The following is an 18643-nucleotide window of genomic DNA, read 5'->3' as shown; positions in this document are numbered from 1 at the left end:
GGAAGGTAGTCCACATGGGTGACAACAACGTGTTTGATGATGATCGATTCGACGCGGGCATCTCGGTGCGCCGCGACGTGATGGGGGACGACTTCGTCGACGCCGCCCTAGAGCGCAATGCCGGCTCCGACGGCGAAGCCCTCCAACGGCACATCACCGAAACCGTGTGGGGATCAGTCTGGACCCGCGATGGCCTGGCCCGCCGCGACCGCTCCCTGCTCAATATCGGCATGCTTGTCGCCCTACGGGCCACCGGTGAACTCCGCGGCCATATTCGTGGCGGACTACGCAACGGCCTCACCCGTGAGGAAATCACCGAAGCCGTGATCCAGACCGCGGGCTACTGCGGCGCCCCGGCCGCCCTGTCCGCCATGAAGGTCGTCCAGGAAGTCCTCGTCGAAGAGCTCGGCGAACTCGACAGCGCCGACAATACCCACGCCGACGAGGAATAACTCCTGCTCAACCAGGTAATCCTGGGCTAGTCCGCAGCAAGCTCGTCGATAAAGTCGGCGAGCTTTTGCGCTGCAATAGGCAGATTCGCGAGGAACTCGGCAGCGCGCTGCGAAACCGGCATCCCATCCGCCCCGGCCCGCGGTTGCTGCGCCCAATAGCTCACGCAGTACTCGACCTCGTCGGCAAGCGGGGTGTAGTTCACACCGAAACCGCCCGGCACAGTCGGGGCGAAGGCATAGCGCACAATCTGCGCATCCGAACCGATCGACGTGGTGGACAAGAAATCGGTACGCGCAGCCGCAATGCCCTCATCACCAGCAATCTCCGGTTCCACGCCCGCCTTCGCCGCAGTGAAAGCCAGCGCCCATAAATGCCGGTCAAACGCCTGCCCGGACTTGCACGACTTCACCCAACCACGGTGCGCATCCAACGCCGCCTGCAACTGCTCCTGGGTGGCCTGACCAGCAACAACGGCCTGAGCAAACGCAACCGCCTCCGGTGTCACCGCCCTCAGGCACTCGGTACGGCCATCGATGTACTCACGCATATCGACGGCCTCATAAACCGCCCGGACTCGCCCATAGGTCAGCTGCTGCGTGATGCTCAAAATCAGCTGCGCGACGGCATCCGCACTGACCTTGAACGGCAGCTGCGACCCATCGGGACGTGGCGTGCGGACCACAGCGACCTGTAGCCGCCGCGCCTCGGCCGCATAATCGGCGCTGGCGGCACGCAGCTGGTCGGCTTCAGCGTCGGAAAGCTCCAGCACAAGCTCCTCGGCGGGCTCGGTTTGTGCTGTGAGTGCTTCCGTCTCGCCGGCGGCGGGCGGCGGGGTCTGCTGCACCCGCCGGATGGCCTCTACCAGCGTCGCACCATCGACCGTGGAATGCTCCACATGCAGGCACAGCCACGTCGAATCCAGCCCGACCTGATAGGTCAGCGGCTTATACGCCCAGGTCACGCCCGGTTCGAACGCTGTTCGGCGCAGCAACTCGGCATCCGAGTCCTCGGCGGTATCCTCCACCACCGAGAAACAGAACAACGCGTCGCGCAGCCGCGCCAGCGCCGCCTGGGCGCTCGGCTTGGCCAGCACATCAGCGAACTCGCCGGCCAGCGCGGCCGAACCCAGGTAGGACAGCTCCGTCAGCGTCGGTCCGGCGGTCGGTTCCGCGGCCCGGTCAAGCAGCGCGCGCAGGGACTGCTCCAGCCTCCCCATCGGCAGCACCGCCCCGGCCGAATCGCTCACCGGAACCATGAAAGTGCGCTTGCCGACGATGACCGCCACCTCGCGCCCACAAGCCCCCAACGAACACCGTTCAACCTGGTCAAGGGGGTCGTCCGGGATGCGCAGGCCACCGTTGACACACTCCCACTGTTGCGGCGACATGGTGTTGCCACGCCGGTCAACCTCAGGCGGCATCGCGCCGGCAGCCTGCTGCAGATGAAATCCGGCCAGTCGGCCCAGCAACTCCGCGGCACGCGACAGGCCAGTGCTGTCGGTATCAATGCGCAGCTGGAAGCCCACATTGGTGGTCAGCGGCAGCGGGGTGCGCACGCTCAGATAGTCATCCAACCACTGCTGCGCCAACCAGCTTGTGCCATGCGCCAAACGGTCCGCGGCGAAATCCTGCAACTGCTGTTGCAGCTCAGGGCCGTGCCCGGTCCGGAAAGCCTCAATAGCGTCGCGCGTACGCTCGTGTTGCTCTTCGGTGGTGACCGCCGAAGCGGCATGCGCGAGCTTCGCTAGAGTCGAGTCGAGATCGGGTACGGGCAGCGGCTTTCCGGTGTGATTATGCACGCCTACCAGCCTATATAGTCGGCTGCCCGGCGGGAGGTTATTAGTGCAGACAGCACACACTTTTATTACGAATGTGGCAGTGCCCCTGGTGTTGGCCCCGATGGCTGGAGGGCCATCCACCCCCGAGCTCACCGCAGCAGTCGCCAATGCCGGCGGATGCGGCAACCTGGCCAGCTGCCTACGTTCGTCGGAAAGCTCTTGACTGCGGGGGTTGCGGGTGTTTCCGCACAGATCCGTACGAAAAGCGCAGACCCGTACGGAATTTCGCACGGATCTGCGTAATTGGTACGGATCTGCGCACCGCGGCACTGCGGCACCGCGGCACTGCGGCACCGCGGCCGCGAGGCCCGAGCCCCGCGGCCCCGCGCCAGCTAGCAGCTAGCAGCTAGCAGCTAGCAGCTAGGCGCTACCTACCCCTAGCCCTGCTCCGGCGGGTCCAGCGGCATATCGCGCTTGGCGTGGTAGAACGGCAGCTCTTCCTGGCTAATCGGGGCCAGAGTCTCCTTGCCTGCAATGAGGTCGGAGGCCTTCTCCGCGATCATCATGGTCGGCGCGTAGATATTGCCGTTGGTGATGCGCGGCATGACCGAAGCGTCGACCACGTAGAGGCCCTCGGTGCCGTGGACCTGCATGGTCTCCGGGTCGACCACGGCCATCGGGTCGGAGGCGGGGCCCATAGCGCAGGTGCAGGAGGGGTGCAGCGCGGTCTCAGCGTCGTTGCGCACCCATTCCAGGATGTCCTCGTCAGAGCTCACATCGGCGCCGGGTGAGGTCTCGACATCCCAGTATTCGCGCATGGCCGGGGTGTCCAGCAGTTCGCGGGAGACCTTGATGGCCTCGACCCATTCGCGGCGGTCCTGGTCGGTGGAGAGGTAGTTGAACAGGATCTCCGGCTTGTCCTTGGGGTCGTTGGACTTGATCCGCACGTGCCCAATGGCGTCGGAGTACATCGGGCCGACGTGGAACTGGAAGCCGTGGTCGCCTTCGGGCTTGGTGCCGTCGTAGCGCATGGCCAGCGGCAGGAAGTGGAACATCAGGTTCGGGTAGTCGACGTCCTCGTTGGAGCGGGCGAAGCCGCCGCCTTCGAAGTGGGAGGTCGCCACCGGGCCCTTCTTGAACAGGATCCACTTCAGGCCCAGGAAAGGCCAGCGCCATTTGGCCAGGTACGGCTGGGAGCTCACCGGCTGGGTGCAGTTGTACTGGACGTACACCTCGAGGTGGTCCTGCAGGTTTTCGCCAACGCCGGGCAGGTGCTTAACGACGTCGACGCCGCGGGACTTCAGCAGCTTCTCGTCGCCAACGCCGGATAGCTGCAGCAGCTGCGGGGAGTTGAAGGCGCCGCCGCAGAGGATGACCTTGTCTGCGTGCACGGTGTGCTTTTTGCCGCGCCAGGTGTATTCGACGCCGGTGGCCTTGGTGCCGTCGAAGAGCACGCGGGTGGTGTAGGCGCGGGTACGCAGCTCCAGGTTGTGGCGGTCGAGGACCGGGTGCAGGTAGGCGCGGGCGGCGGAGAGGCGCTTGCCGCCGTCGATATTGGCGTCGAAGGGGCCGAAGCCTTCCTGGCGGTACCCGTTGACGTCGGGGGTGTAGTGGTAGCCGGCCTGCTCGATGGACTTGAAGAAGGCTTTGAACAGCGGGGAGTCGGCCGGGCCGCGCTTCATGCGCAGTGGGCCGTCGTGGCCGCGGCGCGGATCGTCGTCGTCGGAGCCGAGGGCGGTTTCCATGCGCTTGAAGTAGGGCAGGACGTTTTCCCAGCCCCAGTTGTTCAGGCCGTCGCGCTTGCCCCAGTTTTCGTAGTCCATGGGGTTGCCGCGCTGGAAGATCTGGCCGTTGATGGAGGAGGAGCCACCGACGACTTTGCCGCGGGCGTGGTAGACGCGGCGGCCGTTCATTTCGGGTTCTGGCTCGGACTCGTAGGCCCAGTCGTAGAACTTATTGCCGATGGGGAAGGAGAAGGCGCTGGGCATGTGGATGTAGAGGTCCCACAGGCTGTCCATGCGGCCGGCCTCGAGGACGAGGACCTCGGTGCCTGGGTCGGTGGAGAGTCGGTTGGCCAGCACTGAGCCGGCGGAACCGGCGCCGACGATGACGACGTCGCGGTGTTCTTCAGTGGGGGTGGAACGCTTGCCGAAGGGCAGGCGGAACGGGAGTGCGGACATGAATCCTCCGAATCCAGCTATGGCCCCCGGCGGGGTGTCCGTCGGGTTGGGCCACATTGGTTAAACGACTAAAAAGAAGTAGCACCTATTTATCGGCGGGTGTCTGGGCGCCGTTAGTTACCTTTTAAGAATGGCACGATCGGACTATTCGGCGCCACCTACGCCTTGGTAGGGCCGTTAATTCGGAGCTTTGTGAGTAATTCTCACTGTTATAGGGGTAATTATGGGCCGTCGTGGCTCTTCTCGATGTGAATAGTCACTGTTGGGCCACTACACTGGCCTAGTTCCCGATTCTCAAGGAAAATCCTATGGCACAACCTGATTCCAGTACGCGCGGTGATGCCGCCGCCGATGTCGCGGCAGCTCCGACGCATGTTTCCGAACCGGTCAAAGTCAACTGGCCTGTCTTCCTGATCTCCGGCGCGTGTATTCTCGCCATCGCTATCTGGGCCATCATCGCTCCCGATAGTGCGGGTACCGCGCTTGGCAATATGGTCACCGGCGTGTCCAGCACCTTCGGCTGGTTCTACGTATTGACCGCCACCGTCGCCGTGGTGTTCATGATTTGGGTGGCCGTCGGCCGCACGGGTTTCGTGCGCCTGGGCCCCGACCACGCCAAGCCCGAATATGGCCTGTTCTCCTGGGCCTCCATGCTTTTCGCCGCCGGTATCGGCGTTGACCTGCTGTTCTTCTCCGTCGCCGAGCCGGTGGCCCAGTACTATGGCCCGCCGACGGGCGATGCTGAGACCGTCGAGGCCGCCCGCCAGGCCGTTGTTTTCACGCTGTTCCACTACGGCGTGACCGGCTGGGCTCTCTACGCCTTGATGGGTATGGCCTTCGGCTACTTCGCCTACCGCTACAACATGCCGCTGGCGATCCGTTCCGCGCTGTACCCGATTATCGGCAAGCGCATCCACGGCCCCATTGGTGATGTCGTGGATATCGCCGCCATGCTGGGCACCGTCTTCGGTGTCGCCACCTCCCTGGGTATCGGCGTGGTGCAGCTGAACTACGGCATGAACGTGCTGTTCGGTATTGAAGAGGGCATCCCCGCCCAGGTTGGTTTGATTGTGTTGGCCGTGTTCGTGGCCACGATTTCTGCTGTCTCGGGTGTGGATAAGGGCATTCGTCGCCTGTCTGAGGCCAACGTCGGCCTGGCGATCCTGCTGATGATCTACATCCTGTTCACCGGCCGCACCGCGTTCCTCTTCGACGCGCTGATGATGAATATCGGCGAGTACGTTTCCAAGTTCCCGTCCATGACCATGGACACCTACGCCTTCTCCGGGGCGCAGGAATGGATGAACGCCTGGACCCTGTTCTTCTGGGCCTGGTGGGTTGCTTGGGCGCCCTTCGTCGGCTTGTTCTTGGCCCGCATTTCGCGTGGCCGCAGCCTGCGTCAGTTCGTCGTCGGCACGCTGACGATCCCGTTCCTGTTCGTGCTGCTGTGGGTGTCCGTGTTCGGTAACTCCGCTCTCGACATCGTGCTCAATGGCGATGATGCGTTTGGCGCTACCGCTGTGGAGAAGCCCGAGCGTGCGTTCTACCTGCTGCTCGGCGAGTACCCGGCCGGCCTGGCTGTGATGGCCGTGGCCTCCCTGATTGGCCTGTTGCTCTACATCACCTCGGCTGACTCGGCTGCGTTGGTGATGTCGAACTTCACCTCCCGGATTTCCGACACCACCCAGGACGGTAAGGCCTGGTCGCGTATTTTCTGGGCCATCACCGTCGGTGTGCTCACCATCGCCATGCTGTTTGTTAATGGCATTCCGACGCTGCAGTCGGCGACAATTGTGATGGGCGCACCATTCGCGATTGTCATCTACGTGGTGATGTACTCGTTGTGGAAGTCGCTGCGCCTTGAGGTGCTGCAGTCCGAGTCCGGCGTGCGCGCCATCCATGGTGCCTTCAGCTCGCGCGCCGGCGCCCAGCCTGGTGACCAGAATTGGCGCCAGCGTCTGCAGCGCGCCATGTCCTTCCCGTCGGCTAAGCAGGCCCAGTCTCACCTCGATGAGGTCATTTCCCCGGCGCTGACTGAGGTTGCCGAGGAGATCCGCAAGGGCGGTGCCGACGTGGTGTTGGATCGCTCCCATGTGGAGTCGATGCCGGTGGGCCAGATTGACCTGCGGGTCGACTTCGGCGAGGAACGTAATTTCCGCTACCAGGTGTATCCGACCGAGCACCCCGTGCCGTCGTTTGCTGGTTGCCAGCACCTCGACAGCGATGCGGACATCAAGTACTACCGTCTAGAGGTCTTCACCCTGACGGGTTCGTTGGGGTACGACGTCTATGGCTACACCAAGGATCAGCTCATCGAGGATGTGCTGGACTTGTACGAGCGTCATTTGGAGTTCCTGCACATGCAGGCCCCGCTGCCGGGCAGCTCTGATCTGTCCGATGACGCCGAACCGGTCCTGGAATGGTCCGGCGATTACATCAAGGAGGATTAATGACCCACTCCACCGAGCCGGGTAATCACGGCGGTCGCACCATCTTCATCGACGGCCAGTGGTCCGCGGCGGCTGACGGTGCTACCCGCATCATTATCTGCCCGGGCACCGGCGAAACAGTCGCTGAGGTCGCCGAGGGTGGTCGCGCTGATACTGAGCGCGCTATCGCCGCAGCCCGCGCTGCTTTCGATAAGCACTGTTGGTCCGGGACGACCGCGTGGGAGCGCGGCGCTTTGCTGGGCCGCGTTGCCGACGGCATCGAGGCGCGCAAGGACGAGTTCGCCCGCGCCGAGTCCCTGGACACCGGTAAGCGCCTGGTCGAGTCCAATATCGATATGGACGACATCATTGGCTGCTTCCGCTATTTCGCCACCCTGTCCGGCAATGATGCCGGCCGCGTGGTTGATGCTGGGGACCCTGCTGTGGTTTCCCGCATTGTCCGCGAACCGGTGGGCGTGTGTGGCCTGATTACGCCGTGGAATTACCCGCTGCTGCAGGTCGCTTGGAAGGTCGCCCCGGCTATTGCCGCTGGCTGCACGTTTGTGCTCAAGCCGGCGGAGCTCACCCCGCATACCGCCATTTTGCTGATGCAGGTGCTGGTTGAAGCTGGGCTTCCCGACGGCGCGGGCAACCTGGTCACCGGTGCTGGCGCGAATGCTGGTGCGCCGCTGTCCGAGGACCCGCGTGTGGATATGGTGTCCTTCACCGGTGGCCTGGTGACTGGCCGTGCTATTGCCGCTGAGGCGGCGAAGACGGTGAAGAAGGTGGCCCTCGAGCTTGGTGGCAAGAACCCGAATGTGGTCTTCGCCGACGCGAATTACGAGGCCGCCCTGGATAATGCGCTCAATGCTGCGTTTATCCACTCCGGCCAGGTGTGTTCTGCTGGTGCACGGCTGGTGGTGGAGTCCTCCATTGCGGAGAAGTTCGTCACCGACCTGGTTGAGCGTGCCGAGCAGATCAAGCTTGGTGGCCCTGATGATGAGCAGGCTGAGACTGGTGCACTGATCTCTAAGGAGCACCGCGATAAGGTGCATGCCTATGTGGAGCGCGCCCGGAAGCAGGGCGCGAATGTGCGCTGCGGCGGTAAGTTCGCCACCGGTGCTTCTGCTGATGGGGCACTGCAGCTTGACGACGGCTACTACTACGAGCCGACCGTTATTGATGGCTGCACCCGTGAGATGGACTGCGTGCACGATGAGGCCTTCGGCCCCACTGTGACCGTGGAGACCTTCGACACCGAAGAAGAAGCCATCGCCATTGCTAATGACACCGAGTACGGCCTGGCCGGTGCGGTGTGGACCAGCGATGCCGGCCGCGCCCAGCGCGTTGCTGGTGGCCTGCGCCACGGCACGGTGTGGATCAACGATTTCGGCCCGTACCTGCCGCAGGCTGAGTGGGGTGGCTTCGGCGCCTCCGGTATCGGCCGTGAGCTTGGTGAAGCTGGCCTGGAGGAGTACACCGAGGCCAAGCATATTTACCAGAACACTGAGCCGGCGGTGACTGGTTGGTTCGCTGACCGACGGTAGGACTCTACCTACGTCGGAAAGCCCATAAAGCCCCGTCGCTGCGCTGATTATGGCGCGGCGGCGGGGCTTAGGCTTTGGGGCTAGGAGATGGACATGCTAGGAGACGGAGATAATGGTGCCGATGCGCAGCATGCCTAGCGGCATTCCGGTGTCGGTGGGGAACCAGAGGTTATTTTCATCCACCACGATTCGCACATGCTGGCCGCGGTAGGCGTCCCAGTCGTAGCCGGAGCTTCCTGGCGCGCCGAGATAGGCCTGGGTGATAGTACGGGTTCGGGTTTCCGTACCGGCGGTGCGTCCGGTGACCGTCTGGGGACTATCCAATTCGATGATCCAGTGCAGCTCATCTGCGGGTTCGCCGTTGGGGGTGGGTCCGCCGTCCATGATCTCGGCGTTGGTGATCTGTCGGATAGTGCCGGTGAATACCAATTCGCCCTGTTCAACGGGTTCGTCGGCGGCGTCCGTGGCCTCAGTGGAGGTCGCGGAGGTGGTGGGGCTGGTGCTGCCTGCCGTAGATGCGCCGGGTTTTAGCAGCTGGAAGTCATCTTTGCGGTACCAGCCGTCGAGTTTCTTCCGGGTCTTGGTATCGCGCCAGATGAGTTCGACCTGGTCCTCGAGTAGTTCGCCTTCTTTGACTGGTGTGGTCTGTTCGAGAGTGATCTCATCGCCGCTTAGCGTGTAATGACTGCTGGAGGCCTGGAAATCGTTGGCGTCCGTTTTCCGCTCGTAGATGCCGTCGCCTGAGCGGGAGCCCAGGACCTGGATCTGTGTGTCGCCATTCCGGGCGGCCCCGTTGCTAAGCGTGTCCACGGAGGAAGTGACGCCGCCATCGCCGTCCTCGGTGATGAGCACAACCGGGGAGATTCCCGTGCTGTCCGCGCGAAGCAGCAGGTCAGGTTGGCCGTCGGCGGTGAAGTCGACCACAGCGTAGGAATACTGGCCGGTGGGGTCGTATTGGGCTGCGGCGCTAATCCGCACTGATCCGGGGTTGGCGAGGACATCCTCGAAGGCTGCTGGGACGTCGCCATTGCCTTGGTCAAGTGCTGCTTGGGTATTTTCTTCGGCCTCGGGGGCGGGGCCTTCAGTATCGGCATTGCTGCATCCGGTGAGTGTTAGTGCAGTGATGGCCAGGGCCGATAGTGCCGTGCGGTGGGAAAATGGGCGGGCGGGTACGTGGTGCATGAATAACCTATCGCAGAAAATTCATCTCAATTAACAGAGCATATTATCGGCCGATAGGGAACGCCAAACGCGCCACAGCCCGCCCCAGAAGGTGTCTGGGGCGGGCTGTGGATGAGGAAAAGTCGCTGCTTAGGCCAGTGCGGCGTTGCGGGCGACAGCGCTCAGGCCGTCATTAGTCATATGCAGGATGAGGTTATGCGGGCCGGCGGTGGTGTCGATAATGCCAGCAACCCAGCGGTCCGGGGAGCACATCTCGTGGCCGGCGGAAATGCCCTTCGAGTCGACGAAGAGCGAACCGGTGTCACGGGCGGCGTCGACAACAGCCCACTGCAGACCGTCCTCGACCTCCTTGACGTTGACACCCAGCGTCGGAACGCCCGGCCCCGGGGTGGTATTCACCACGCACACCTCACCGGTGGGGGTGCCGATACGCGGGTAGCCGACCAGCTTCACGCGGGCATTGGGTGCGTGGTGCTTGGCCTTATTCACTGCGTCACGGACGGCAACACGGAGGTTCTCGCGGATCTGCGGCACCGGCATGCGCTCATTGAGCACGTACGGGTAGGTGTCATTAGCGCCGGCGAGGATGACGATCTCGCTGGTCTGCGGGTTCAGGTCGCCCTGGTCGATGGCGCGCTGAATTTCGGCATCAATGCGCATGCCGCCGGTGCGGAAGGAAGCGCCGGCGCAGGTGTAGTCATCGGTGGGGCGGTTGGTGGTTGCCCCGTAGGTGCCGGAGAACAGGAAGTCAGTGGGGCAGCCGGACTTGGAAATCTTCGGGTTCGGCAGGCCCGGGATCTTCGAGGCGGCGTAGTCGGCCACGGACGGGTTTGCGATAAGCGAGTCGCCGAAAACGACGGTATTGCCTGGCGCGGCCTGGGCTGCCATCGGCAGGCTGATAGCGGCCATGGCGGTGGCGGCCACGGAGGCGAGAATAGAGCGAAGACGCATTGGAGTCCTTTTGTGACGCAAGTGACTAGTGTTACGAGACCTGTTATCGGAATGATACCTTGAAAGCCCTGAAATTGCGCAACCCGACGGGGTTGAAGCCGGCGGGTATGGCGGAAATTAGCAGTTCAGCAAGGAAATTCCGATCTCAGAAAAGGTGCCTGTAATGCTAGCAGTTACCTAGTTTTGGGTGCAATGCAATGTTTTTGAGTTGTTAGCTTTCCGACGCTGGCGCCGCCGCCAGCACCAGCACCAACGCCACCGTCGATGCCGAGGCCACCACTGCCGACAACTCAAACCGCCCCGCGCGGACATGATGTCCAGGCGGGGCGGCCAGAGCGGCGAAAGCGACACAGGCGGCTAAAAGCCGCACAGCGGGTGCGCCTACTTCAGCGAAGCAGGAACCTCGAAGCGCTCACCGTACTTAGCAGCCAGCTCCTCGGCGCGGGCAACGAAGCCGGCAACACCGCGGGTCGGCTTGCCGTCGAGCGTGCCGTCGGCAGCAACACCAGCGTGCTTCGCAGCAACCGGGCGACCAGAGAAGCGGTCGTAGTTCTCAATGAACTGCTTGGTGCCGCCGGTCCATGCCGGGTAGCCGATACCGAAGATGGAGCCGATATTGGCATCGGCAGACTCCTCAATAACGCCCTCATCGAAGCACTTCTGGGTCTCGATGGCCTCGATGAACAGCATGCGATCCATCAGATCCTGCAGGTCAGTGTCCTCCGGGGCGATGGAGCCAGCGCCCAGCTCGGACCACAGGCCATCCCACAGGCCGGCGCGCTTGCCGTCCGCATAGTTGTAGAAGCCCTGGCCCTCGAGCCTGCCGGGACGCTCGTACTTGTTGATCATGGCGTCCACCAAGCCCGGCACACCGCCCTCGTCCAGGGTCTTGCCCTCGGCTTCGAAAGCAGCACGGGTCTCGTTCGCGATCTTCTCCATCAGCTTCAGATTCAGCTCGTCGGCAAGCTGCAGCTGCGGGGCGGGGTAACCAGCCTGGCGGCCAGCGGCCTCAATGATGGCCGGGTCATAGCCCTCAACCACCATGCGCAGCGCCTCATTGATGACGGTGCCGATAACACGCGAGGTGTAGAAACCACGGGAGTCATTGACCACAATCGGAATCTTGCGGATGGCCACGGAGAAGTCCAGAGCCTTAGCAAGAGTGGCCGGGTCAGTGTCATCACCGGAGATGATCTCGATGAGCTTCATCTTGTCCACCGGGGAGAAGAAGTGCAGGCCAATGAAATCACCGGTGCGCTCCACATGGGAGCCCAGCTCGGTAATCGGCAGGGTCGAGGTATTCGAACCCAGCACGCAATCCTTCGGCACAGCGGCCTCAATCTCCGCGTGGACCTTATGCTTCAGATCAGTGTTCTCGAAGACAGCTTCGACGACGAGGTCAATATCGGACAGGTCGTCGTAGGAATCGGTGGGCTTAATCCGGTCCAGAAGTGCCTTGGACTTCTCCTCGGTGGTGCGGCCACGCTCGAGAGCCTTCTTCTCCAGGCCCTCGGAATACGCCTTGCCGCGCTCAGCGTTCTCCATGGAGATGTCCTTGAGCACAACCTCCATGCCGGCCTTGGCGCACACGTAGGCGATACCGGCGCCCATCATGCCCGCGCCGACAACGCCGACCTTCTTGAACTCCGTCTTCGGGAACGGGGTGCCGTCCTGCTGGGTCGGGCGGGAGCCGCCACCATTGCAATGATTCAGATCGAAGAAGAACGCCTGCATCATGTTCTTCGACTGAGTACCGGTGACCAGCTCAGTGAAATAACGGGACTCGATGGTCAGCGCAGTATCAATATCGACCTGCGCGCCCTCGATAGCGGCCTGCATCGCACGACGCGGTGCCAACATCGGGGCGCCCTTGAGCTGCTTGGTCAGGTTCGCCGGGAACGACGGCAGGTTCATCGCCAGCTTCGGATTGGACGGGGTGCCACCGGGGAACCGGAAGCCCTTCACGTCCCACGGCTGCTGGGCCACAGCATCGTCGGAAGTAACCCAGTCATGAGCGCGCTGGAGCAGCTCATCAGCCGACACAACCTCATCGACCACACCAACCTTATGGGCCTTGCCCGGGTTCATCTGGGCGCCGGTGAGGATGACCTTCATCAAGGCGTCCTGCAGGCCAATCATGCGGGTGACGCGGGAAATGCCGCCGCCACCGGGCAGCAGACCCAGGGTGACCTCAGGCAGGCCAATCTTGGAACCGCGCACATCAGCGGCGATGCGGTAATTAGCGGCCAGGGCAACCTCGAGGCCACCGCCGAGAGCCGCGCCATTAATGGCAGCAACCACCGGCACCGGCAGCTTCTCAATGCGGCGCAGTGAGTCCTTCATGGACTGCACATTGGCGAACATCTCAGCCGCGTCGTCCTTGGTGGCCTTGGACATCTGGACGATGTCGCCACCGGCGAAGAAAGTCTTCTTCGCGGAAGTGATGATGATGCCGCGAATCGAGTTCGCATCGTCGGCAAGCTCTGCTTCGAGGCGATCCGCCGTCGCGGCGATATCAGCCTGGAAGGTCTGATTCATGGTGTTAACAGGGGCGTTGGGGTCGTCCATCGTGAGCGTGACGACGTTATCCGCGTCCTTATCCCACCGGAACATATTGTCGGTCATTTCTTATCTCCTTGGAAAGCCGTGCAGTTGAATCGTTCGGGTGGGGTTAGACGCGCTCAATGATGGTGGCAATGCCCATACCGCCGGCCACACACAAAGTGATCAGGCCATAGCGGCCACCAGAGCGGTGCAGCTCATCAATAGCGGTGCCGGTGATGATGGAACCGGTCGCACCCAGCGGGTGGCCCATCGCAATAGCGCCACCATTGATATTGAGCTTCTCATCGGGAATACCCAACTGCTGCTGCGCGTGCAGCACCACAGCCGAGAACGCCTCGTTGATCTCCCAGACATCGATATCATCCGGGGTCAGATTGGCCTTGCCAAGAGCCTCCCGCACAGCCGGCTCAATGCCGGTGAGCATGATGGTCGGCTCCACACCATTGACCGCCATAGCGACAATGCGGGCGCGCGGCTCCATGCCCATATCCGCACCGGCCTTCTCATTACCGATGAGGGTCATGGCAGCGCCATCGACGATGCCGGAAGAGTTACCAGCGTGGTGGAGGTGGGTAATCTCCTGCAGCTGCGGGTACTTCTTCAGCGCAACTGCGTCGAAGCCACCCATCTGGCCCATCATGGCGAAGGCGGGACGCAGACCGGACAGCGACTCCACAGTCGTGCCGGGGCGGATGGTCTCATCGCGGTCCAGGATGGTCAGGCCCGAAGCGTCCTTGACCGGAACGACCGAGCGGTCAAAAAGACCCTGCTCCCAGGCTTTCGCGGCGCGTTCATGGGAACGGACAGCGAACTGGTCGAGCTGATCCCGGTTGAACCCATCCAGGCTGGCAATCAGGTCAGCGGAAATGCCCTGCGGGACGAAATCGGTGCCGAAGGAAACCTCGGCGTCCATCGCCATCGCGCCGCCGTCGGAAGCCATCGGTACACGAGACATGGATTCAACACCACCGGCGAGCACCAGCTCATCGAAACCGGAAGCCACCTTCTGGGCGGCGAGGTTGATAGCGGTCAGGCCCGAGGCACAGAAACGGTTCACCTGCACACCGCCGGTGCGGTACGGCAGGCCGGCGGCCAAGCCAGCAGTGCGGGCAATATCGGCGCCCTGGTCGCCGACAGGGGTCACACAACCCACAACGAGGTCAGAAATGCGCTCCTCGTCGAGGTTGGGGAAACGGTTACGGATCTCATCGATGAGTCCGGTGAGTAGCGAAACCGGGCGCACCGAGTACAGCGACCCGGTGTTCTTGCCCTTGCCGCGCGGAGTGCGGATGGCTTCGTAGATGAAGGCATCGCCGCCCGCGGGATTCGTGGCGTTGGTCATGTTTATTCCTCTGCATTGGCTAAAGGGTGTTCTACGTCACTGTAACTGTGGATGGCCTTCGCTGTCTGCAACTGTGCGAAACCCCACCGGCACAATTCAGCAGCAGGTACCCCCACCTAGCCCTGCAAAGGAAAATTGGCTAGGTCAACCAGGCGCTATCGGCGGCGCATGACCAGAACAAGATTCGATACCGCAACCTCGCGCAGCACCGGGATATCCACAAGCCACCACGCCCAATGCGGGTGATACCGCGGAAACGCGGCGAGTAGATCGGCCTCCCCGCAGCGGTGCATCTGCCTGCCCCAGGCCAGGCCGTCGGCACAGTCAACCCGAAACAGTGACTTGCCGAAATAATTCTTCGGGGGGTGCCCATGTTTGCGCTCATACCAAGCTCGGGCACGATCCCCACCGAAATAGTGCGTCCGACCCATCTCGTGGCCCCCAAATGGGCCAAACCAGCAGGTGTAGGAGTACACCATCAGCCCGCCCGGCCGAGTAACCCGCAACATCTCCTTACCCATCCGCCAGGGTTCGGCGACATGCTCGGCCACATTCGACGAATACGTGAGATCGAAAGCCGCATCGGTGAACGGAAGCGCCAAACCCGAACCGCGTACCGACGATTCCAGTCGAATCCCCGCCGCAGCCATCTCACCGACATCGGGTTCACAGGTGTAATAATTCACCCCGCGTTCGGCGAACGCCTTACCGAAATAACCCGGACCACCACCGACGTCCAGAATGCGCTTGCCGGACAAGGGGCTGCTGCCGGACAAGGCACTGCCGCCGCCTGCCGCACCGTCGCCGGGATCAGCGCCCGCGGCGATGAGCTCAAGCAACCGCACCGTGTCCTCGGCGAGGTGACCATAAAAAATATCGGGGTCGGTTTGCTCGTATTTGAAGTCACGAAGCAGGCCGAAACTACGCTGCAGGCTCGCGAAATCGCGCAGTGGTTGCAGATGGGCGCGGCGCTGGGCGCGCAGACTGCCCGGGGCGGTGGATTCGGCTGGCTGCTTATTGGTCACGGGGCTAAAACTACCGAATCCGGCCCGAATGCAGCTGCGGTGCCCGCTTACGAGTCCAGGGCAGTGCCGGGTTGCTGGCGCCGCCACCCCCACCGCCACCACCTTTTCTCCGGGTATCCGATCGCCGGGCCAGGGCCGGTTACTACCATTGCCGCCCATGAAGGTTTTGCTCCTGTGCTGGCGTGACACGGGCCACCCCGAAGGTGGTGGCAGTGAGCGCTACCTCGAGCACGTGGCCGTTGACCTGGCCGCAGCCGGCGACACCGTGGTCTATCGCACCGCGGCGTATCCCGGCGCCCCAAGCGCCGCAACGGCCCAAGGCGTCCACTTCTCCCGCGCCGGCGGCCGGATGACGGTCTACCCGCGCGCATGGCTGGCGATGATCGCCGCCCGCTTCGGACGCGGCCCGATCGGTAAAGCCCTCGGGGGGCGTCCCGACGTTGTCCTGGACACCCAGAACGGGGTGCCGTTTTTTGCCCGCATTTTCGCCGGCGCCCCGACGGTGGTACTCACACACCATTGCCACCGCGAACAGTGGCCGGTCGCTGGCCGACTGACCGGCATTATCGGCTGGTTCATCGAGTCCCGATTATCTCCGCTGGTGCACCGTGGTTGCCGCTACATCACGGTCTCCCAGCCCTCGGCGGCGGACCTCCGCGAACTCGGCGTCGCCGCTGCGGACATCACTGTTATCCGCAATGGTGTGGATACCGCCCCGGCAGCAACCGTCGGCAAGCCCACCACAGCGGCCCATCCTGAACACGCCGCCGGCCCTCGCATGGTCACCTTGTCCCGCCTGGTGCCGCATAAGCAGATTGAGCACGCCATCAGTGCCTTGCCGGTGCTGGTGCGCTCGCTGCCCGAGGTGCACCTGGACATTATCGGCTCGGGCTGGTGGGGGGAAGAACTGCGCCAACACGCCCAGCGCGTCGGGGTGCTGGACCGGGTCACTTTCCACGGTCAGGTCACTGAGGCCCGCAAGCACGAGCTACTTGAAGCCGCTGACCTGCACATCATGCCTTCTCGTAAAGAAGGCTGGGGTTTGGCTGTGATTGAGGCCGCGCTGCATGGCGTGCCGACGGTGGGGTACCGGTCCTCGGCGGGGCTGCGCGACTCAGTGGTCGATGGCGAAACAGGGTTGCTTGCCGACGGCCCGGCCCAGCTGACCGACCATGCCCGCGAAATCCTCAGCGACCCGACATTGCGCGCCGAGTTAGGCCAGGCAGCGCAGCGGCGTGCCCAGACCTTCCAATGGTCGGCGACGACAGCTGCTGTGGCCGAGGTGCTGCGTGAGGCGGCGCGACGCTAGCCCGCCGGGCGGCGCAGCAACGCCCGCAGAGCCGCCGCCACCGGCCCGGCCAGCAGCATCGCCGCCCACAGGGCAAGGCCCACCCAGGCTGGGCTGCGATCCGGCCGCGGCAGCTGCGTAATCGGCCCAGGCACGTGGTACAGGCGCAGCCGCTCATCGCGGTGAACCTCGTCCAGCTGCGCCAACACCGTCTCAGCCGCGCCCATCGGGCCGGGGGAATCTTGGACTAACACCCAGCCCACACCGAGCTCAGCCAGGGTCGCCACCGCATCATCGTCGGCCCTTAGCAGAGCAGACCTGGCGGCCGCGGCACGCGCATCCGCAGCATCGACAAGCTCCCCGCCGACATTTAATTCCGCCGAAGCCAACACCGGGGCAGGAAGCCTTTTCGTGGCCGGGTCATAAACCGGGCGGCCGTTAATAATGCGGTACGAGGCGGCAGGCAGGGGCACTAAAGCGTCATCATCAAGCGCCACAATGCCAGCCACCCACTGCCAGCCCGACCAGGACTGCTGCGGGCGCAGCGGGGCGACCGCAGTGGGTAACTCAGGCACCGCGACCATCACCATCAGCGCGGCAACACCACCGGCCAGGAACCGGCGCCGATCCGGCAGCAGCGCGGCCATAGCCTCCGCGCCGGCGGCGGCCAATAAGCCATAACCGGGAATAGCCAGGGCAACCCATTTCTGCCCATCGCGCAGCAAACCCGCGCCGGGCACCGACACCAGGGCCGACTCCATCGCAGCGATCCCCCACGGGGTAGCAAGCGCAGCGGTGAGCACCACCACCAGCGGCGCCACCATAATGAGGCGGCGTCGGGCGTGCAGCAAGGACGCCTCCTCGGCGGTGATGCCCCCGTGCCAACCCCAGCGCCAGGCCCGCCGCGCCCCGAGCAGGAATAGGCCCAATAGGCCAAGTACCAGCAGCGCAGAGGCCCCGGTCTCCCGGGAAGCGGGGACTACGTCGCTATTCCAGATCCCGCCCAGGCCAGCCAGGGCCCCAATGGTGCCGGTGAGGTGCTCGGCCCGCGGGGCGAAAGCAGCAGCACCGGAGGCATCTGAGGTCACCGGGCTATGCGAAACAGCAGTGGCGATAAGCCACGGGGCGCTGATCAGCGCAGTGGTGAGTCCAGCGAGGAGCCGGTCGCGTAGGTCACGGGCTGCGGTGAGGGCCGCAATACCAGCCAGCAGTGCCCCGGTGGGGGTCAGCCCGGCCACCGCCATCGCTGAGGCCCGCCACCCGGGGCGGTGCGTCACCGACGCTAAGGCAATAGCTGGCAATAACACCGCCGCAATCACCACAGACCAATGGCCCTGCAATAAACGCTCAACGGCGTAGGGGGTCCAGATCGTCATGGTGACCGCAGCGATCTGTCCTGCCGGTCCAGCACCGAGAAGGCGTCGGGCCAGTTCAGAGGCCGATACGCCGCCAATCATGAAGGCGGTGAAGAGCAGCCCGGTCACCACCGTCGGCGTGTTCAGGGCGGTACCGATAAGAGCTAGGATCGCGTCCTGCGGTACTGCTCGCGCCGGGGAATCCCCCAGGCCGAGGGCAGCGTCGGTAAGCGGCAGGACTTCTGGCACCACCATATCGCGCAGCAGCAGCTCGCCGTGGGTCATAAAAGGCCAGAGCACCGCGGCGGTCATGGCCAGCGTCCACCACACTGCGAGCAAGGAACCCGGGGTGAAATCCGGGCCGCGGCGTTGGGTGGGTGCTGTTGTGGTCACGCAAAAAGTTTAACGGGCTGCCCCCGCCGGCGGAATGCTTCCAGGACTCTGGCTACACAGCAGTGCTCTTGCTGCACAGAACGCAACGCACCCCGCCAACACCGAAACGGTGCCGACGGGGTGGGTGCAACCTGCGGAGGTCTTAGCTCAGTTCAG

13 protein-coding genes and 1 pseudogene are annotated in these 18643 nt (G+C 63.6%); 5 read left to right on the top strand and 9 right to left on the bottom strand.

Annotated elements, in window-relative coordinates:
* The first annotated feature begins 14 nt into the window (after positions 1-14).
* Positions 15-452 (top strand): carboxymuconolactone decarboxylase family protein, encoded by a 438-nt coding sequence (locus tag KRX51_RS09015; RefSeq protein ID WP_218362801.1) that lies wholly within the window; start codon positions 15-17, stop codon positions 450-452.
* Between the two features lie 26 nt (positions 453-478).
* On the opposite strand, the gene KRX51_RS09010 is transcribed toward KRX51_RS09015, so the two are convergent.
* Entirely contained in the window at positions 479-2251 is a 1773-nt protein-coding gene (locus KRX51_RS09010) for a choline/carnitine O-acyltransferase (RefSeq protein ID WP_218362800.1), read from the bottom strand.
* 64 nt (positions 2252-2315) lie between these two features.
* Between KRX51_RS09010 and KRX51_RS10245 the strand changes: the two are divergent.
* Positions 2316-2426 (top strand): annotated as a pseudogene (locus tag KRX51_RS10245) (nitronate monooxygenase); the annotation flags it as partial.
* A 241-nt stretch (positions 2427-2667) separates the two neighbouring features.
* Here the strand turns inward: KRX51_RS10245 and betA are convergent.
* Positions 2668-4410, bottom strand: a complete 1743-nt coding sequence (betA, locus tag KRX51_RS09000) for a choline dehydrogenase (RefSeq protein WP_218362799.1) — start codon at positions 4408-4410, stop codon at positions 2668-2670.
* Between the two features lie 308 nt (positions 4411-4718).
* Between betA and betT the strand changes: the two genes are divergently transcribed.
* Both betT and KRX51_RS08990 read left to right on the top strand, forming a co-directional pair.
* The gene (gene betT / locus KRX51_RS08995) at positions 4719-6860 is read left to right on the top strand and encodes a choline BCCT transporter BetT (RefSeq protein WP_218362798.1); all 2142 of its coding nucleotides are present in this window, start codon (positions 4719-4721) and stop codon (positions 6858-6860) included.
* Positions 6860-8386 (top strand): aldehyde dehydrogenase family protein, encoded by a 1527-nt coding sequence (locus KRX51_RS08990; RefSeq protein WP_218362797.1) that lies wholly within the window; start codon positions 6860-6862, stop codon positions 8384-8386. The genes betT and KRX51_RS08990 overlap by 1 nt, the downstream gene beginning before the upstream one ends.
* Positions 8387-8482: 96 nt before the next feature.
* On the opposite strand, the gene KRX51_RS08985 is transcribed toward KRX51_RS08990, so the two are convergent.
* The 6 genes from KRX51_RS08985 to KRX51_RS08960 all read right to left on the bottom strand — a co-directional run bounded on the left by KRX51_RS08985 (position 8483) and on the right by KRX51_RS08960 (position 15409).
* Positions 8483-9568, bottom strand: a complete 1086-nt coding sequence (locus tag KRX51_RS08985; protein ID WP_218362796.1) for a hypothetical protein — start codon at positions 9566-9568, stop codon at positions 8483-8485.
* 129 nt (positions 9569-9697) lie between these two features.
* The gene (locus KRX51_RS08980; RefSeq protein WP_218362795.1) at positions 9698-10519 is read right to left on the bottom strand and encodes a GDSL-type esterase/lipase family protein; all 822 of its coding nucleotides are present in this window, start codon (positions 10517-10519) and stop codon (positions 9698-9700) included.
* A 211-nt stretch (positions 10520-10730) separates the two neighbouring features.
* Positions 10731-10889: a hypothetical protein gene (locus KRX51_RS08975; protein ID WP_218362794.1), complete on the bottom strand. Its 159-nt coding sequence runs from the start codon at positions 10887-10889 to the stop codon at positions 10731-10733.
* Positions 10890-10900: 11 nt separating this feature from the next.
* Entirely contained in the window at positions 10901-13144 is a 2244-nt protein-coding gene (locus tag KRX51_RS08970) for a 3-hydroxyacyl-CoA dehydrogenase NAD-binding domain-containing protein (protein WP_218362793.1), read from the bottom strand.
* Positions 13145-13190: 46 nt separating this feature from the next.
* A complete protein-coding gene (locus KRX51_RS08965) occupies positions 13191-14426 on the bottom strand; it encodes an acetyl-CoA C-acetyltransferase (protein WP_218362792.1) in 1236 nt (411 codons plus the stop codon).
* Between the two features lie 155 nt (positions 14427-14581).
* Positions 14582-15409 carry a bifunctional 2-polyprenyl-6-hydroxyphenol methylase/3-demethylubiquinol 3-O-methyltransferase UbiG gene (locus KRX51_RS08960; protein WP_255549604.1) on the bottom strand — a complete coding sequence of 276 codons (828 nt, stop codon included), beginning with the start codon at positions 15407-15409 and terminating at the stop codon, positions 14582-14584.
* Between the two features lie 199 nt (positions 15410-15608).
* Here KRX51_RS08960 and KRX51_RS08955 point away from each other — a divergent pair, with 199 nt between their 5' ends.
* Positions 15609-16760: a glycosyltransferase family 4 protein gene (locus KRX51_RS08955; protein ID WP_218362790.1), complete on the top strand. Its 1152-nt coding sequence runs from the start codon at positions 15609-15611 to the stop codon at positions 16758-16760.
* Here KRX51_RS08955 and KRX51_RS08950 read toward each other — a convergent pair.
* Positions 16757-18487 carry a hypothetical protein gene (locus KRX51_RS08950; RefSeq protein ID WP_218362789.1) on the bottom strand — a complete coding sequence of 577 codons (1731 nt, stop codon included), beginning with the start codon at positions 18485-18487 and terminating at the stop codon, positions 16757-16759. The genes KRX51_RS08955 and KRX51_RS08950 overlap by 4 nt on opposite strands.
* Positions 18488-18643: the final 156 nt, after the last annotated feature.

The sequence above is a fragment of the Corynebacterium sp. TAE3-ERU12 genome, assembly GCF_019209905.1.
Classification (GTDB): Bacteria; Actinomycetota; Actinomycetes; order Mycobacteriales; family Mycobacteriaceae; genus Corynebacterium.
Note: the sequence above shows the minus strand (reverse complement) of the source record. Positions and strands in the feature narration are given on the sequence as shown.

Bases quoted from the DNA above. Each gene is read 5' to 3' on its own strand.
- KRX51_RS08990 (WP_218362797.1), top strand. From the start codon at position 6,860: ATGACCCACTCCACCGAGCCGGGTAATCACGGCGGTCGCACCATCTTC.
- KRX51_RS08985 (WP_218362796.1), bottom strand. From the start codon at position 9,568: ATGCACCACGTACCCGCCCGCCCATTTTCCCACCGCACGGCACTATCG.
- betA (WP_218362799.1), bottom strand. From the start codon at position 4,410: ATGTCCGCACTCCCGTTCCGCCTGCCCTTCGGCAAGCGTTCCACCCCC.
- KRX51_RS08965 (WP_218362792.1), bottom strand. From the start codon at position 14,426: ATGACCAACGCCACGAATCCCGCGGGCGGCGATGCCTTCATCTACGAA.
- betT (WP_218362798.1), top strand. From the start codon at position 4,719: ATGGCACAACCTGATTCCAGTACGCGCGGTGATGCCGCCGCCGATGTC.
- KRX51_RS08970 (WP_218362793.1), bottom strand. From the start codon at position 13,144: ATGACCGACAATATGTTCCGGTGGGATAAGGACGCGGATAACGTCGTC.
- KRX51_RS08955 (WP_218362790.1), top strand. From the start codon at position 15,609: ATGAAGGTTTTGCTCCTGTGCTGGCGTGACACGGGCCACCCCGAAGGT.
- KRX51_RS09015 (WP_218362801.1), top strand. From the start codon at position 15: ATGGGTGACAACAACGTGTTTGATGATGATCGATTCGACGCGGGCATC.
- KRX51_RS08980 (WP_218362795.1), bottom strand. From the start codon at position 10,519: ATGCGTCTTCGCTCTATTCTCGCCTCCGTGGCCGCCACCGCCATGGCC.